The organism is Sporosarcina sp. 6E9 (genome assembly GCF_017921835.1).
Lineage (GTDB): Bacteria > Bacillota > Bacilli > Bacillales_A > Planococcaceae > Sporosarcina.
In genome coordinates this window covers 190,149-204,937 of sequence record NZ_JAGEMN010000002.1, presented here as the reverse complement: position 1 = coordinate 204,937, position 14,789 = coordinate 190,149, and the positions used below count along the sequence as shown (strand labels likewise).

Below are 14,789 nucleotides of genomic sequence, written 5' to 3'. Positions count from 1 at the left end.
TTTCCGTAGGAGTTATTAATATGTATATCATGCGAGTATTTGGTTCAGGTTTTCGCAACAAACTCCTTTCATACATCCCTGAAAAGAATGACGTGGTTGTTAATAGAATAGCAACTTCCTGGATTATTGATTTGGCGGGTATCGCCATTACGATTTGGGGATGGTCCTATCTTCCTTGGTTTGTCTTGATAATATTTTCATGGGATCCACTTAATCCGACAATTACACAGGCTTTTTTCCTCCTATTAACAGTTTTTCCCATCATTCATTACTTATTACAAATGTACTTTCATCTTCATAATCACTTAAGAAATGTTCCAATTATAGTGCTTTCAGATGATAAGCTCAGAACGGATAATGCCGCGTACTCTTGGAAGGATATCGGAGAAATTAATCGACCAAGTAGGGAATATTTAGAAGTCAATCTTAAAGAAGAGGCTATGGAAAAATACAATACACAATTTTCTCCTATTATTTCATTGCATCAAGAAGAGATTTCAGAACATATATTTGATTTGTTTAAAAAGATTGAAGCCTTAAAGCAAGGAAAGCCAAAAAGCTAGATATAATGGCGCTAATAGTAGGGCAGGAAAAAATACATAAATTAAGAAATGACAGAGTTAATTTAGGAAATTGACAGAGACGATGATTATAGTGATTCTAGCAATGCTCGTCTTAACAGGATGCAACACTTTAAGAGACGCAGAGGCTGAATCTAAGGTAGAAAAGAAAGGTCCGCAACCATTAACGCTTCAAGTATTAAAAATGGATGAAGAAGAAGGCATCACGCTGGATAATAATGATGTCTATAAAGAAATTAATGGAATCGACACGGAAAACCCTGATTTCAGTATTCAAACTGGGGATATGTTACCTTGAATTTGGATTTCACTCGAAATTAGGTGGGCATATCCCTGTTTATCGGTAAAGAATTCAATTGCAGGGGGATTGATTGACATGAAAATTTTAAACGGTTCATTTTCGCAAGTTAAAGATGCGATCAGTGAAAACTTTGCAACGATTGCTTATAAAGAGGTGCAAAACTCGAATTTTGGTAGGGTACTATTATCAGGCGGATTTTTTATTGGCAGCATGTATGTATTATTTGCTTTTGGCTGGTTCTTGTCGGGTGATTTTGAAGAGCCGGCTGTTCCGTTAGACGTTAATAATGAATTCAGAGATATAGCATCGAGCATTTGGTATATTCACGCCATAGCTATATTTCTAATCATTGGTTTCCTTACATCTTTAGGCTATAGACGAAAAAATAATATAAAAAGTTATTTTGTTATAAATATTACACTTACGACCTTAACTTTCTTCTTTGTTCTTTACGCTTTCAAACTTAGTCAATTAATTGTTTATAACTTTTCCCTTCGGATTATTTACAATGTGATTTTTATAGCAACGCTCACATTTGTGATCAATAAAATCTACCGCAACGGAATGGAAATGGTTTATGGGACTAAGAAAAAAAGATCTTTACTAGTAGAGTGGGCGAGTGCTAATCAAAAGATGATAATTGGATTGTTAGTTGGAATATGGGGAATTAATGCGGCCTTCGGATCAACTAACAGTGACTTTGAAACGAGAATGATTGGTGCAATGATTGATTTCATGCCGCTCATTGTGTGCGGAATTAGTTTTGTTTTACTCTATATGTTCGGAAATTTGATTAGAAGTTATTATCTTTATAAATATTCCGAGGAATTTAGGTTAATGTTCGGTGTTGAAAAGGATAGCTGGTATGGAAGATTGATTTCGGGATCGTAGAAATAGAAAGCATGAGGTACCTAGAATGGTTAATTCCAAGTCTGTTTCATTTGTAAATACCTTATCGCTTGAAGATTTCTGCACTAGTTACTAATAACTAATCCTGTGCCTGCCGTCTAACTATTCTACCTATTTTGCACGTTTAAAAGAGTTTTTTCGTTGAATAAATGCCAATACTATCCATTTGTACTAATATAGTGAGTAAAGAATAATCCATTGGAGGATTTTTATGAGCCATCTAAAGGGACTTGCGGTATTGACGCTTTGCACTTCATTGATACTAGGGGGTTGTTCAATTTTGAATTCCGCAGAAGAGGAACAAGATTATAAGTTGGTTGACGGGAAAAACGGTGCAAAGGAAATTAGAATTTCGGAAAAAGAAAAGGAAAGACTAAAAAAAGTAGGGGAAGCATATCGGGAAGAGAATTTTGTGCCTGTTCAAGAATACATTGGCGAAGGATTTACATTAGCACCCGATAACGGCACGGATGCCATTGCAGAAAGCCATAGAGATGAAGTGGAACAGGCAGTTAAGAAGTTTTTTAAAGAAAACTACAAGACTGACATTAAAGTTCATAACATCGTCGGAACTGCAGACGCAGCTTCCGTTTTTGTAGAATCAGTTGGGGAACCTCATTTTTATACGTTGGCAATTATTCCTGTAGATGGAGAGAATGAAACGGTTGAGACTGATGGCGTTTGGTCTTTAGAAGGTGAAATCGAACAGGCAATTGTTACGGGTTTGTTTGCGATGATTTTTGATAAAGAATTTGCTGTGCTAGATGATTATTTAAAGAGGATTGTAAATAAATATCCAATCACGGGTAATAGGGGGGAAGCGTTAGCGAATGTGGGAGCGAATAATTATGCTACATCATATTATCGTCTTAGCGCAATTACAGACCCATTCCAAATGATACTTGATGCATATCTAGAGAATCCAGACATAAGTAAAGAGGATTTGCAGACATTCGAGAAGAACTTATCTTATGATCCAGAGGAATTTATTGTTGCAATCGAATTATTTATGTCAGGGGACGATATGGAACCTGATGAAGAGTTAATTGACCAAATTGCCTTAGATATTGAAAATATAGAAGGGCTTCCAAGGGCTAAATATGCTATTTATATGCATGATAACCTTATTGACAAAACGTCGGGGAGAGGTAGTAAAGAAAACTCAATTAAACGGGGAAATCCTGAATTAATTATTAAGGAATGAGAGTTGATAGCGATGGTCCAAAAAGATAATGAAAAGTCTTAAAATAATCAGCAGTTGAATGATATTGATCTAGTTGAGCTTGCAGGGTTTCATGCATATAGAATTGTAGTCGAATCTAGATTCATTCCTGTCAATGGAAAGAAATTTGAGGTAATCAACGTAATTAAAGACTCGGAAACCGGACTTGATGCGTTTACTGTTCAAAACACAATTACCAAAGACTACACTGTTGTCTATGTAGGAACGGATACTGGTAGTATTGTGGACATTAAGACGGACCTAAAGCTACTTAGAGATACAATTAAAAGAGTCACCCTACCTTGTGCTGACACTGCGAATGAAGGAAATTCAAGTGAATACAGGCTATGGTGCACTTCAAGTTGCTGCGAATACTTATTAATGCGAGTCTAAAAGGCCAGTCGGGGTCAATAAATAAAATAATAAACAAAGAAAAAATTGTGTTTTTATCGGATATTCTGTTTTCTAAAGACTTGTTCCCATTAGCTACTTTGCCATAGATTAAGAACAAAATGATTAGAATAATACCGAGAAAAAATATAGAAGAAGGTCATCTTTGTAGTAGGATAATATTAAGATGCCGCCAACTAAAATGAATAAGATCTCCGTGAATAAAAGATAGGGAATTACTTTCCTGATAATGGTCATCCCCATTAACTTCTCCTAGTTATTCTTAAATTATAGTAATTAACTTTCCAGCATTATTCTTAAAAAATGCCGGACCCTACAATGGGGAATCCGGCAAAACTCATTCAGTTTTCTTCCACAATCTCAAAGCTCTCTAGCATATAGTGGAACCTAGCGCCGTGACCTTCCGCTGCCTCAAGGAAATAGTCTTCCCTAATAACATAACTTCCTTCGTTTCCGTTGCTAATCACATACAAATGAACAACATTTGAGTCCCATTCACTGCCGTTTATGCCGTGGAGTAAATAGCCCTCGACTGGTTCGGTTACATGTTCAATTTCCCGTAGTTCAGGAAAATCTACTTTCAATTCGGCTTCGATTTTCTCAACAAGGTCTTCCGGTTTTTCATCTGACAGTTGTGTAATTTCCATTTTAACTTCTGGAAAATCTTCTGGAAGAGGATCGATTGTCGTAATCACATCCGAATTTTCACCTTTTACCATCTTATAGCGGGTTTCGTCGATATAGATAATGTACTTGGAATCTATGCCTTCCTTTAAATGGACTTCGGTTTCTTCGTCTTGCCCTTCAATCCCTTGCGTAATTTCTTTTTCGGGTACGAACATATCTTTCACGCTTTGGATAAATGCGCTACCCGTGTCAGTTTGCAAACTAAATGCAATCAGAAGGCCAGCTGCAATGAGGCCGATCACTGAAATAATACGACCTTTCTTTTTCAATTTCTGCACGTCTCCTCTATCTTCATTAAATAATTCCTGTTCAAGCTCATTCCATATTTCATCCTGCAATCCGTGTGACTCTTCTGCAGTCCGTTTATGGAGTTCATCTTTTACTCGCTTTTCAAAATCGCTCATTGCATCGAGTCCTCCTTTCCGGTTGGGTTCAACTGTTCTTTTAGTCGTTTCCTGCCCTTAAACAGCCGTGATTTTACTGTGTTTTGATTCAACGAAAGAATCTCTGCGATTTCTTTTTCACTGAATCCTTTAATATATTTTAAGATGAGTGGGATTCGGTGTGCATCATCTAGCGATTGGATTATGGCGTATAAATCGGATAGATGATCAAAGGATTCTTCCGACAATGCCGGATTATTTTCTAAGTCTGGATGTTCGTATTTTGAAAGAGGTGACTCTTTCTTCAACAACCGCAGACATTCATTGGTCAATATCCGATAAAACCAGGGATCGAATGGCAATTTCGAATTATAGCTTCTGATCTGACGATAGACGCGTATGAAAGTCTCTTGTACAGCATCTTTAGCCATTTCGCGATTGCGTGTAATGGCGGTGGCTATACGGATGGCAGATTCCGAATATGCGTTATAAAAATGGCGGAATGATTCCTTGTCGCCTTTTTTTATCATGACAATCCATTCGTCTTTTTCCATGCGATACGCACTCCTTTCGGAACAACCGAACTTTGTTGCTCTTACTATATATACCCTTGGAAAGCCTGAAAAGTTTTCGGTAATAAATATTATTTTTACTACACCAATGAATTATTGTACATACTGATGTTAAATCGGGTGAAAAAGGAGATAGGTTATGAAGATTGTAGCACTTGTTGGAAGCCTGCGAAAAGATTCATTCAATATGCAGTTGGTGAAGACGATTAAAGAAAGATATAGCACGCTCTTTGATCTTGATATTGCGGATATTGGTATTCTGCCTTATTACAATGAGGATACTGAAGTCGCTCCGCCCAGGGAAGTCGAACAATTTAAGAAGGCAATCGAAAAAGCGGATGCGGTACTTATAAGTACACCCGAATATAATTGGTCCACTTCTGGTGTTTTAAAAAATGCGTTGGAATGGTTATCTAGGATGGAAAAGCCGATTGCAGGGAAGCCGGTAATTCCGATGGGGGTCACTCAAGGCGGGCTCGGAACCGTTCGAGCGCAATTGCATTTGAGACAAGTGCTATTAAGTGTGGAAGCCAAAACATTGCCTCCCGCGGGAAATGAAATCCTGATTGGGTTTGCCAATAAGAAATTTGAAAACGGTGAACTTAAACATGAAGTAACGCTACAGTTTTTGGATGAAGTAATGGAGCGCTTTGTTTATTTTGTGAAGGAGCTAAGTGATAAAGAGGAATGACAAGTAAAAAAACCACACATTTGTGTGGTTTTTTTATTGAACAATCTTCACCATATGATGAAACGGTTCACCGATAATTGTCCATGGCGAGACGATTTCATAGCCACTTCGCTTATACAGTCGGATAGCTGCTTCTTTTTCCGTTTCTACGTTTAAAGATAGTTTTGCAATGTTTTCCTGCTTGGCAATGTCTTCGGCAAATGTGAGCAATTGTGAACCAATCCCTTTTCCACGAAAGTTCGGATCGACACAAATTGTATTGACATATAGTTCGTCAGGAAGTGATTCAGGGTCAATCTCTGAAACCTTAGCACCTTTTTCGCTTAGCCATTTACTCAAGTTCCTGTCGAGTTGGGGTGCGATTTCTCCCGAATACAACACCATTGTTCCTGCAATATTGCCGTCGATTTCCGCAACATACGTATATAGATAGGAATGTGGATTGTCATCGCGTCTAAATAGTTCACATAAACTTTGTTCGATGGCTAAAGGTTCAGCTTCGCCCGTCATCCGCTCAGCGATATCACCAATCGCATCGATGATCAGCGGTACTACTTTTTCTGCATCCGCTGGGGTTGAATTTCTAATAACTACCACTTCGTTCACCTACAATCTTATTTCTTTTACGTCTATGAATAAATGTGGGCAATGTCATCCCGATTAGAATAATGATAATCCCAATAACTTGAAGGAAACTCAATGGTTCGCTCAATAATATGACTGAAACTGTCACAGCAACTGGTAGTTCCGCTGCGCTCAATATCGATGCAGTGGCTGTTCCGACTTTCGGAACGGCGATTGAGAATAAGTAAATAGGAATAACAATTCCGAATACACCTAAGATCAGGCCGTAAATCCAGAGTCCACTGCCAATTAGTGTTCCATTCCAAACAATTTCAGGTGATTGGAAGAAGAAGATTGCGACCGCTGCAAAAAATGATGTAAATAATAAGCGCGTTGTTGTATCCATGCCCTTCACTTGTTTTTGATTGATCAAAACGAATAGTGAAAAACTTAACGCAGATGCCATCCCCCACGCCCAACCTTGCCATGGAATCCCACTAATATCTGCATCTATGACGCCTGCTGCAAAAATCGTTCCACCGAATAGCAGAACAAGTGAAATGACTTCAATTCTTTTCGGTAAACGGCGACTCACGATGCAATCCAATAACATGCCAATCCAAGTGAATTGAAAGAGCATGACGACTGCAATCGATGCAGGCATATACGTGACGGCTTGTCCGTAAACGGTCCCAGTCGTCGCAGTAAATAATCCAGCGAGAAGTAATGTCATGCCACCGCTAAATTTAGGGATTGAACGATTTACTATTATATAGATTAGGGCCGCTAGAATAAAACCCGTAAAGTATTGACTAGTTACCGCCTCAGATGCCGTAAATCCATCATGAATGGCTAGCTTAATAATTGTTGAAAGAATCCCGTAAGAGCTCGCCGCAAAGATAATCATAAACGGATACATCCATTGTTTCATTTGAAAAACCTCCTGTTCCATCATGACAGTATACCACGAAATATAAACAATGACTTACTGGATGTTTTGAATCTCATCATTTACCAACCATAGCGCTTGTAGTCACTTCCCAAAGGGGTGGGGGAAATTGGGAATTTTGTTTTCTTTAAAATAATGATAGGTTTTAAAATAAATCACCACAGTTTGTTATACTTCCTCTAGAACAGTGGTGATAGCTATCGAGCATAAATCTACTCTTGGAACTGCAAGCAGAAACAACAATTCTCTATTCCACACATATACTAAATGACGCGGAAGAGATGACTGACCAATTTCTGTTTTTACGCCAAGGAACACTTGTTGAACAGGGCTCGCTCGAAGACGTCCGTACACGCTATGAAAAATCAAGAATCCTTATTGAATTTGAAAATCTTGCTGAAAAAAGAATGTCTATAGCAGACGAGAAACTTTAAATTATTATGGATTCCGCTTGTCTTTACTATTTTGGTGGAGTATTTGTGTCTCCGTTATTACCGTTTTAATCTTGGGATTCATTGGCGTCAGGATGTCTAATAGGAACGCAGCCAAAACGACTGTCTAAAATATTCTAATCTATACCAATTCTTAACCTTCAGTTGTTATGGTTGTGAAAGGAACTTTAGTTTACTTGATTGGGGGTGTAGGTTATGGAAGCGGTCGAGCAGGTCAACAATACACGTGTGTCAAAGCAAATTGCCCCTCAAATGTCCATCGGAAGTTGGATTATTACATTCATATTACTAGCCATTCCACTTGTCAATCTTATTATGCTATTCATCTGGGCTTTTGATGCGCTGAGTGAGCGGCGGAACTTTGCGCGCGCGTATTTAATTATCCTTGGAATTGTATTGGTGTTATGGATTCTCATTGTTATTCTGATGCTTATTCTGGGAGCTTCATCCGGGCTATTCTCGAATTTTGTTCATCTATTTTAAAGCTTTTTCAATTGAAAAACTACAACCCATAATTCTAAGTGGGTTGTAGTTTTTTGATTAGCGATCATCTTTTTCAGATCCGGGTGACATTTCTTCACTAGAAGAATTACTTTTTGTATCCCGGTGAGCTTCTTCCTCTTGCCACTCCATTCGCGCATCTTCTAATGGAATCGCGTCAACGAACTTCATATCTTCGTGCATATCGTAAATGCTCTCTTTATCTGTTTTTAGGTGTTCTGGATTGTCCATAAACGAGCCATCTGCATCTTTTCGGTCACGTTCAGTAAAGGGTTTCTTTTTTGTCATACAAGTCATCCTCCTTACTTATATGATTCACGCTTATTGGCAAGGCTAAACATGCAAAACCTACAACATGTTTCCAATAATCTTTTAAGGGGTAAAATAATAGAAACAATAGTCATTAGGAGGAGTGGTTGTGACGATGTTACATAGGAAGTTTATCGGGATATTCCATTCAATCGATACTGTCCTTTATAAACTAACGGAGATGAAAGCGAACGGCTATGAAGAAGATAGTATCCATGTATTTTCATGTGAACAAGATAATATTTCAATGCTTGAGGGCCAGACAAAGATGGATTTAACCGGATCGTACGGAGAGGATTGGAGAAAAGGTTTTAATACGTTTTTGGGATTTGAAGAATCCGTTTTCAATGCTTTCAATTCAATGGGATTTTCAGATCAAGAAGCGCAGCATTACTTTGATGAAGTTGAAAATGGTGGAATTGCGATGTTTGTTGATACCGCTTTTGGTAATGATACGACCGAAGGAGATAGTAGCGCGGATATTACCGAAAGTGGAGAAGTGCTGGATGGTCGAGGGAACGATGAACAATTACTCCATAGTGAAGGAACCACTCCCCGCATGAACACAGAGAATCTGTAAAACATGTAAAAGAAAGAGCTACTTCTCAATGAGAAATAGCTCTTTCACTGTTTTTAACGATCTCGATTAGAAAACTTATCTTTTGTTTCTCCAATTTTTTCTTGCACTTCACCTTTAGCCTTGTCAAATTTACCTTCGGCTTGTAACTTCGCGTTATCCGTTGCTTTACCAAATTCATCTTTTACTTCGCCTTTGGCTTTATTCCCTGCACCTTTTAATTTGTCCGAAAATCCTTTGTCTGTCATTGAAAAGCCCTCCTTTGTAATGTGTTTATTGTATACCCGCATCTAAAAAGATATAAACAATAGTAGGTAATACCTGGTGAGTTGATTGAAAAATGAAACAAAATAGATGTATCTTTTATACTGCTATCTATGTATACTTATAACCAAGGATATGAAAAGTATGGGAGGGGTTATCGTGTTAAAGAAAGGACGCTTTGCCCTATCAAATGGTAAGGAATATGAACTTGTCTCATACCAGGGACGGTATTACTTAAAGTCTAATGATCCCGAAGATTTGAAAAATGGATTCATAAAGATGCAAAACGGTGACGGGAAATTCATGAAGACTATTGACATTGGCGAATTGGAGCTTGCTTATGAAGTTTTTCCATTTGCAATGATTAAAGGGCATCGGTTTTCGGTAGAAGCCTATAATAAAAGCACTGGGATGGTTTCGCTCGTGACGAATAATCCATTTGTTAAAGACAAATTACCGGTTCGTCCCTATGGTAAATCAGAATACATAATTGAGATTCCGTATACTGCTCTTGAAATTAAAGATGATCGAATACCAATCCTCGGATTTGAAAATGATCATTATGAAAGAATTTAGAAGCAGACCACATAAGAAAAGATGAAAAAGGTAGTCCGCCATGGATTACCTTTTTTGCAATAGATTTAATTTATCGTTAGTTGGTACAAGACATCATCGTCATTCGCAGGATTTCCACGTCCATCGGTATTATTCGATATAAAAAACAAAGATTCGTCGTCCGAAAAAACATCACGAACGCGGCCAAAACCTTTGATCGTGTCAACAACTTGACGATTTTCGGGATTAATAACAAGTATTTCTTGACCGCGAAGCGACGCCACGTATAAAAAGTTTTTATGGAAAGCCATTCCTGATGGTGCCCATGTATTTACGGCGCCAGAAGTTAAAATAGGTGTTTCTATGCCTTCGGCGGTTTGATCACCTTCAATGATTGGCCATCCATAATTATTCCCTTCGATAATCAAATTTATTTCATCATTTGCAGATTGTCCATGTTCAGATGCGTACAGTACACCTTGTGAATCCCAAGCAAGTCCTTGTGGATTTCGATGACCGTACGTAAAAATATGGAATTTATCATCTTCACCGTATGACAAGATCTTACCGTTCAATAAGTTTAAATCCTGGGCAGCTTCTGGATTAGCGCCGTCCCCAATCGTTGCAAAAAGAACACCATCAGGGGAAATTGCCAAACGGCCTCCGTGATGAACGGAACCAGAAGAGACCCCGTCTAGAAGAATCTCATTTTCAACCCAAGATGAACCGTCATATTGAAGACTACTAATCCGATTCACAGGCGTGCCATCGAGATCATAGACGTAATAAGCATAAGCCTCGCTTGATTGTTTGAAATCCTCTTTTAAAACAAATCCTAATAGCCCTGATTCGGAAGCGTTTGACAAAGGTTTAGACAACTTTACGTTTTCCCGAACTTGGTTGCCATCAGGAGAAACTTTGACGATGGTACCGCTTCGTTCTGAAATAAAAATAGTACCGCCACTCTTTTCAATTGACCACGGAGATTCAAGATTTGTAGCAACTTTTTTAGCGGACATTGTATTGACTTCGTTTTGTTGCAAAATAGAATCCGAACACCCGCCAATTACTAATAGCAATAATAATAGGATGAATTTTCTCATGTAATACCCCCCCTCCACAGGATACAGAATACCCATTCAATTATACAAGCAATCTTGGTTTAGATAAAAACTCAATATTGTATGAAAAAGGTTGAAAATTGGCATGCTTTATTAAGAGTGAAATTTTAAGCAAAGGAGAATGAAGATGACGAAAGACAATAATGGTTTATCGAGACGTGAATTTCTTAAGACAACCGGGATTGCAACTGGTGCACTAGTAGGCGGAGGCGTACTTGGAAGTCTTATCACGCATAACGTTACCAAGGATAATGTCGCAGGCACTGGAAAAAATGAAGCGGGCGGCGAGCATGTCGGCGATGTATTTCGAGGACGAATGTTCTTTACAAATGTAAACGAGTTCAATGTATTGTCGGAAGCAGTCGAGCGAATTTTCCCGGAAGATGATCTTGGACCTGGGGCAATCGGACTTGGTGTTCCGTACTTCATCGACAACCAATTAGCCGGAAATTACGGAAGCAACGCGAAAGAGTATATGAAAGGGCCATTTTTTGCAGGCGAATCAACCCAAGGATATCAAAGTAGACTTACCCGTGCGGAGATTTTTAAGCAAGGTCTGGCTAAAATGGATGAGGAAGCAAAAAAGAGGTTCGACACGGGTTTTGCATCCCTGGAAGGCAACCAAATGGATGAAATCCTAACCGCATTTCAAAAGAATGAAGTCGAAATGAAAGGCGTCGCTTCAGAATTTTATTTTAAATTACTAAGACAAGCCACGCTTGAAGGAGCATATGCGGATCCAATCTATAACGGAAATATTAATATGGCTGGATGGCGCATGAAGGGTTTCCCGGGTCATCAGATGGCCTATATAAAAGAAATTGAAAATGAAAAGTACATGAAAATTGAACCAAAATCGATTAGCAGTATGGAACATTAAAGGAGTGAAATGCAGATGGTAAAGACATTGGATAAAGTGGATGTAGTGACTGTCGGGGTAGGATGGTTAGGCGGTATTATTGGTGCTGAGTGCGCAAAAGCTGGGATGAAGGTTGTTGGAATTGAGCGCGGAAAAGAAAGAAGTACAGCGGATTATTTAATGGTGCATGACGAGTATCGCTACGCAATCCGTTATGAATTAATGCAGGATCTATCAAAAGAAACAATCACATTCAGAAATAATCGTAAGATGCGAGCGCTTCCGATGCGCCAAATGGGATCTTTCCTTCTTGGGGAGGGGCTCGGGGGCTCTGGCACCCATTGGAATGGGCATACATGGCGTTTCCTGCCATATGATTTTGAGATTAAAACGCAAACAGAGAAAAAGTACGGAAAAGACAAACTTTCTGCTGATTATCTTCTCCAAGACTGGGGCATTACATATGACGAGTTGGAGCCTTATTTCGATCAATTTGAAAAAACAGCCGGCATATCGGGAGAAAACAAAAATCCGTTCGCTGGGAAGCGTGCAAATGATTTTCCGACGCCTCCGATGAAAAAGACTCCGATTTTAAGAAAGTTCGAGAAAGCGACTAGCAATCTTGGTTATACTCCATTTATGCTGCCTTCAGCTAACTTGTCGGAGACTTATGAAAATCCCGACGGTCAAACAATTGCTGCATGCCAATATTGCGGTTTTTGTGAGCGGTTTGGGTGCGAATACGGGGCAAAAACATCACCGGAAATTACGGTTATTCCAACGGCGCTTAAAACGGGGAATTATCAGGTTCGCTTTCACGGTAATGTCGTAGAGGTGTTGAAAGAAGGCGGTAAAGCGACAGGTGTTCGATATATCGACACGCAAACTGGTGAAGAATTCATACAGCCAGCGGATGTCGTTGTACTGACAAGTTATGTCATGAATAATGCAAAGCTTCTCATGGTATCAGGCATTGGAGAAATGTACGACCCCGATACAGGAAGAGGAACGCTGGGCAAAAACTATGCTTATCAAATCCTTCCGGGCGCAACCGGATTTTTTGATGAACAGATGAATGTGTTCATGGGAGCGGGTTCTCTTGGAATGACAATTGATGATCTCAACGGGGATAACTACGATCATAGCGAGTTAAATTTCATACACGGTGCGAGCATGTCGATTACTCAGACAGGCGTCCGTCCAATCCAAACAAATCCAGTCCCGCCCGACACGCCTGCATGGGGACCGGAGTTTAAGAAAGCATCGATTCATAATTATTCAAGAACACTTAGTGTAGGCGGTCAAGGTGCGTCAATTCCGCATAAGGAAAACTTCTTGTCGCTGGACCCAGATTATAAAGATGCATACGGCGTGCCGTTGCTTCAATTGACGTATAACTTTACGGAACAAGATCGTAATTTACACAAGTATTTAACGGATAAAGCAAAAGCCATTATGGATGAGATGGGCGCAAAGACGACTGTACCTGGAAATCCGCTTTCAGATTATGACATAGTTCCGTACCAAACGACACATAATACGGGTGGGACAATTATGGGGGCAAGTCCCGACGACAGTGTTGTAAATAATTACTTGCAACATTGGGAAGTCGATAATCTGTTCGTGGTTGGCGCAGGAAACTTTCCGCATAACGGTGGTTATAATCCAACCGGCACAGTGGGTGCGCTAGCGTATCGAGCTGCGGAAGGAATTATTAAATACAGTAAAGCCGGCGGTTCGCTAGTTTGAATATGAAGTTGAGAGGAGGCTTATCTAATGGGTGGAATAGCAGCAATTGGTGTTCCGGGCTTAATCATTATTTTGGTGATTGTGCTGATTTTATTCGGGCCGAGAAAATTGCCCGAGGTTGGTTCCGCAGTCGGAAAAACACTTTCTGAATTCAAAAAATCGGCAAAGGGTATTATGGAAGATGACGATGAAACAGTATTGAAGGAACCGAAGAAATCAGATCAATGATAAGCAGGTGATATTATGGACCCATATGGTGATCATAATCGTAAAATAATGAGCCCGCTGGATAAACCAATCGAAAAAGTAGCAGTTGCGACAACAGAAGTTAATGAAATTCATTCTGAACAGGGAAAAAGTGACGCTAAGAATGACTCTTCTCTTGTCGGTCATCTCACGGAATTAAGAAAGCAGCTAATTAAAAGCATATTCACTTTTCTACTCTTTTTTATCATCGTTTTTGTGACCATTAATCTATGGTTTCCTTATGTGACACGTGGTCATGAGTTGATCGTTCTCGGTCCTTTGGAAGTAGTAAAATTCTATATGTCGATTTCGACGGCACTTGCGGTGGGTCTTGCCTTGCCTTTTTTATGCCATTTCCTCTGGCAATTTGTGAAGCCCGGATTGAATGAACGTGAAAGCCAATTCTTAAGTTTATATTCACCAATTATGTTTTTACTCTTTTTGGGCGGTATAGCGTTTGGTTACTTTGTCGTGAATCCGCTAAGCTATAACTTTTTGGTTTCCTTGGGGGCGATGAACTTCAATGTCATGGTGTCTGCCCAGGAATACGCTAGTTTCCTTCTAATGACGACGGTGCCATTGGGCTTATTATTTGAGTTGCCCATCGTTGCAATGTTTCTAGCGACAATTGGATTGTTAACAGCGGATTCGATGAAGAAGGTACGAAAATGGTCATACTTATCATTGGCTGTTATTTCGGCGCTCATTACGCCGCCTGATTTCATTAGCCAAATAATTGTGCTCATTCCAATGGCGTTGCTATATGAGATTAGCATCTATATTGTGAGTCGTTCCGAGCAACGAGCTACAACTCCAGTTGAAAATTAAAAATTGAAAATCGGCACCCGTTTAAGGGATGCCGATTTCTTTGTTGATCGAAAAATGG

21 protein-coding genes are annotated in these 14,789 nt (G+C 39.3%); 14 read left to right on the top strand and 7 right to left on the bottom strand.

All coding sequences use genetic code 11. The annotated features are described in order from the left end of the window. Positions 1 to 20: 20 nt before the first annotated feature. The 5 genes from J4G36_RS12610 to J4G36_RS12590 all read left to right on the top strand — a co-directional run bounded on the left by J4G36_RS12610 (position 21) and on the right by J4G36_RS12590 (position 3,406). Positions 21 to 563 carry a hypothetical protein gene (locus tag J4G36_RS12610; RefSeq protein ID WP_210470748.1) on the top strand — a complete coding sequence of 181 codons (543 nt, stop codon included), beginning with the start codon at positions 21 to 23 and terminating at the stop codon, positions 561 to 563. Between the two features lie 82 nt (positions 564 to 645). Further along, positions 646 to 879 (top strand): hypothetical protein, encoded by a 234-nt coding sequence (locus J4G36_RS12605; RefSeq protein ID WP_210470747.1) that lies wholly within the window; start codon positions 646 to 648, stop codon positions 877 to 879. Between the two features lie 78 nt (positions 880 to 957). Then, complete coding sequence (locus J4G36_RS12600; protein ID WP_210470746.1) at positions 958 to 1,773, top strand: hypothetical protein; 816 nt, start codon at positions 958 to 960, stop codon at positions 1,771 to 1,773. 229 nt (positions 1,774 to 2,002) lie between these two features. Continuing rightward, complete coding sequence (locus J4G36_RS12595) at positions 2,003 to 2,995, top strand: DUF1672 family protein (protein ID WP_210470745.1); 993 nt, start codon at positions 2,003 to 2,005, stop codon at positions 2,993 to 2,995. Positions 2,996 to 3,049: 54 nt separating this feature from the next. After that, positions 3,050 to 3,406 (top strand): hypothetical protein, encoded by a 357-nt coding sequence (locus tag J4G36_RS12590; RefSeq protein ID WP_210470744.1) that lies wholly within the window; start codon positions 3,050 to 3,052, stop codon positions 3,404 to 3,406. A gap of 359 nt (positions 3,407 to 3,765) precedes the next feature. On the opposite strand, the gene J4G36_RS12585 is transcribed toward J4G36_RS12590, so the two are convergent. After that, positions 3,766 to 4,515 carry a hypothetical protein gene (locus J4G36_RS12585; protein ID WP_210470743.1) on the bottom strand — a complete coding sequence of 250 codons (750 nt, stop codon included), beginning with the start codon at positions 4,513 to 4,515 and terminating at the stop codon, positions 3,766 to 3,768. Beyond that, positions 4,512 to 5,048: an RNA polymerase sigma factor gene (locus tag J4G36_RS12580; RefSeq protein WP_246880598.1), complete on the bottom strand. Its 537-nt coding sequence runs from the start codon at positions 5,046 to 5,048 to the stop codon at positions 4,512 to 4,514. Before J4G36_RS12580 ends, J4G36_RS12585 begins: the two co-directional genes overlap by 4 nt. A 157-nt stretch (positions 5,049 to 5,205) precedes the next feature. Between J4G36_RS12580 and J4G36_RS12575 the strand changes: the two genes are divergently transcribed. After that, complete coding sequence (locus J4G36_RS12575; RefSeq protein ID WP_210470742.1) at positions 5,206 to 5,757, top strand: NADPH-dependent FMN reductase; 552 nt, start codon at positions 5,206 to 5,208, stop codon at positions 5,755 to 5,757. 33 nt (positions 5,758 to 5,790) lie between these two features. Here J4G36_RS12575 and J4G36_RS12570 read toward each other — a convergent pair whose 3' ends face one another. Together J4G36_RS12570 and J4G36_RS12565 are read right to left on the bottom strand one after the other, a co-directional pair. Further along, positions 5,791 to 6,354, bottom strand: a complete 564-nt coding sequence (locus J4G36_RS12570; protein WP_368668776.1) for a GNAT family N-acetyltransferase — start codon at positions 6,352 to 6,354, stop codon at positions 5,791 to 5,793. Then, positions 6,341 to 7,252: an EamA family transporter gene (locus J4G36_RS12565; protein WP_210470741.1), complete on the bottom strand. Its 912-nt coding sequence runs from the start codon at positions 7,250 to 7,252 to the stop codon at positions 6,341 to 6,343. Before J4G36_RS12565 ends, J4G36_RS12570 begins: the two co-directional genes overlap by 14 nt. A 236-nt stretch (positions 7,253 to 7,488) precedes the next feature. Between J4G36_RS12565 and J4G36_RS12560 the strand changes: the two genes are divergently transcribed. Next, positions 7,489 to 7,704, top strand: a complete 216-nt coding sequence (locus tag J4G36_RS12560) for an ATP-binding cassette domain-containing protein (RefSeq protein ID WP_210470740.1) — start codon at positions 7,489 to 7,491, stop codon at positions 7,702 to 7,704. Positions 7,705 to 7,917: 213 nt separating this feature from the next. Further along, positions 7,918 to 8,205 (top strand): hypothetical protein, encoded by a 288-nt coding sequence (locus J4G36_RS12555; RefSeq protein ID WP_210470739.1) that lies wholly within the window; start codon positions 7,918 to 7,920, stop codon positions 8,203 to 8,205. 57 nt (positions 8,206 to 8,262) lie between these two features. Here J4G36_RS12555 and J4G36_RS12550 read toward each other — a convergent pair whose 3' ends face one another. Next, positions 8,263 to 8,511, bottom strand: a complete 249-nt coding sequence (locus tag J4G36_RS12550) for a hypothetical protein (RefSeq protein ID WP_210470738.1) — start codon at positions 8,509 to 8,511, stop codon at positions 8,263 to 8,265. 136 nt (positions 8,512 to 8,647) lie between these two features. Here J4G36_RS12550 and J4G36_RS12545 point away from each other — a divergent pair, with 136 nt between their 5' ends. Further along, positions 8,648 to 9,112 carry a general stress protein gene (locus J4G36_RS12545; RefSeq protein ID WP_246880611.1) on the top strand — a complete coding sequence of 155 codons (465 nt, stop codon included), beginning with the start codon at positions 8,648 to 8,650 and terminating at the stop codon, positions 9,110 to 9,112. A 53-nt stretch (positions 9,113 to 9,165) separates the two neighbouring features. Here J4G36_RS12545 and J4G36_RS12540 read toward each other — a convergent pair whose 3' ends face one another. Next, positions 9,166 to 9,357, bottom strand: a complete 192-nt coding sequence (locus tag J4G36_RS12540) for a CsbD family protein (RefSeq protein ID WP_210470736.1) — start codon at positions 9,355 to 9,357, stop codon at positions 9,166 to 9,168. Positions 9,358 to 9,532: 175 nt separating this feature from the next. Between J4G36_RS12540 and J4G36_RS12535 the strand changes: the two genes are divergently transcribed. Then, positions 9,533 to 9,949, top strand: coding sequence for a hypothetical protein (locus J4G36_RS12535; RefSeq protein WP_210470735.1), 417 nt, complete (start codon positions 9,533 to 9,535; stop codon positions 9,947 to 9,949). A gap of 65 nt (positions 9,950 to 10,014) precedes the next feature. On the opposite strand, the gene J4G36_RS12530 is transcribed toward J4G36_RS12535, so the two are convergent. Further along, the gene (locus tag J4G36_RS12530) at positions 10,015 to 11,031 is read right to left on the bottom strand and encodes a PQQ-dependent sugar dehydrogenase (protein WP_210470734.1); all 1,017 of its coding nucleotides are present in this window, start codon (positions 11,029 to 11,031) and stop codon (positions 10,015 to 10,017) included. 145 nt (positions 11,032 to 11,176) lie between these two features. On the opposite strand from J4G36_RS12530, the gene J4G36_RS12525 reads away from it, so the two are divergent. Genes J4G36_RS12525 through tatC form a run of 4 tightly spaced genes read left to right on the top strand, consistent with a single transcriptional unit; the run spans position 11,177 to position 14,731 of the window. Then, entirely contained in the window at positions 11,177 to 11,929 is a 753-nt protein-coding gene (locus J4G36_RS12525; protein WP_210470733.1) for a gluconate 2-dehydrogenase subunit 3 family protein, read from the top strand. A gap of 15 nt (positions 11,930 to 11,944) precedes the next feature. Continuing rightward, positions 11,945 to 13,657, top strand: a complete 1,713-nt coding sequence (locus tag J4G36_RS12520; RefSeq protein WP_210470732.1) for a GMC family oxidoreductase — start codon at positions 11,945 to 11,947, stop codon at positions 13,655 to 13,657. Positions 13,658 to 13,684: 27 nt separating this feature from the next. Then, a complete protein-coding gene (tatA, locus tag J4G36_RS12515) occupies positions 13,685 to 13,885 on the top strand; it encodes a twin-arginine translocase TatA/TatE family subunit (protein ID WP_210470731.1) in 201 nt (66 codons plus the stop codon). Between the two features lie 15 nt (positions 13,886 to 13,900). Next, entirely contained in the window at positions 13,901 to 14,731 is an 831-nt protein-coding gene (tatC, locus tag J4G36_RS12510) for a twin-arginine translocase subunit TatC (RefSeq protein WP_210470730.1), read from the top strand. Positions 14,732 to 14,789 lie beyond the last annotated feature (58 nt).